This window comes from Arsenicibacter rosenii (assembly GCF_001870735.1).
GTDB classification, from domain to species: Bacteria; Bacteroidota; Bacteroidia; order Cytophagales; family Spirosomataceae; genus Arsenicibacter; species Arsenicibacter rosenii.
On record NZ_MORL01000205.1, the window covers coordinates 1 to 797 of the forward strand.

Consider the following 797-nt stretch of genomic DNA (forward strand, 5'->3'; position numbering starts at 1 on the left):
GGAGAAAGGACATTTTTTTGTACCGTTGTGTAACCGAAGCGCCAGGCGGTCTAAAAACTGGTCATCACATATGGAAGCACTCGAAGAAGGCATGGCCCTGGGAAGGGCAAACTTTGCCCGGCTGGATCAGCGCGGGCAGAAATGGAAGCATCGTAATGTCCCGATTTACATCCGGGAGCAGTTATGGTGTCCTTTTTATCTCACCGAGCAAAACGGTGAGCAGACGTTGTACATCATCCAGCCGCCCGGAAAGTATCCCAAGGTACATTTCGTACGGTGGAAACCTGATACATGAGACTACGATTCAGAATTGAATTAAATAATGAAGCCGCTTCGCAACCCGAAGCGGCTTTTCTTTTTCACGATAAAAAACCACTGCTGAAGGCAGTCGTTTTGTCATTCCGGACCGTTGAACAGCGGGATCAGTATGAGTCGGCGTACCCCATTGTACGGGTAAGGCGGGTTTTGCCATTGCTGGTTGAACTCCGTGAATATCCGGAAACACTGACGCTGGCCCAGCGAAACCGGTGGATGAAACGTCTGGCAGCATGGTATTTCTACACCGTACTTAATCCCGATGAAGAAATGATCCGCAGGATGGAGCAGGATGATTAAACCCTGACCAGTAACGCCTGAAACGGGCCGGTGACGGGCAGTGATCCCGACAGCGATGCCAGCAGGTAGTCCATGCCGTTGATGTGGACCTTCCTCGCAAAATCCAGCGTTGCCAGATCCGTTTCGTTTACGAGCAAATCCTGCCGGGCATAGAACTGACCGGCACGAAGCGATTCCAGAAT

At 51.2% G+C, this 797-nt stretch carries 3 protein-coding genes; 2 read left to right on the forward strand and 1 reads right to left on the reverse strand.

Annotated features, from left to right (window positions below; translation table 11 throughout):
• Positions 1-295 (forward strand): hypothetical protein (locus BLX24_RS30830; protein ID WP_218160748.1); only part of this gene is annotated, 295 nt, incomplete at its 5' end.
• Entirely contained in the window at positions 292-615 is a 324-nt protein-coding gene (locus BLX24_RS30835; protein WP_071506939.1) for a hypothetical protein, read from the forward strand. The genes BLX24_RS30830 and BLX24_RS30835, both read left to right, overlap by 4 nt.
• On the opposite strand, the gene BLX24_RS33165 is transcribed toward BLX24_RS30835, so the two are convergent.
• A partial coding sequence (locus BLX24_RS33165) for a hypothetical protein (protein WP_177225991.1) occupies positions 612-797 on the reverse strand: 186 nt, incomplete at its 5' end. The two genes, BLX24_RS30835 and BLX24_RS33165, sit on opposite strands and share 4 nt — an antisense overlap.

What these genes read in the sequence shown, in the direction of transcription:
- BLX24_RS30835 (WP_071506939.1), top strand. Translation starts at nt 292, where the DNA reads ATGAGACTACGATTCAGAATTGAATTAAATAATGAAGCCGCTTCGCAA.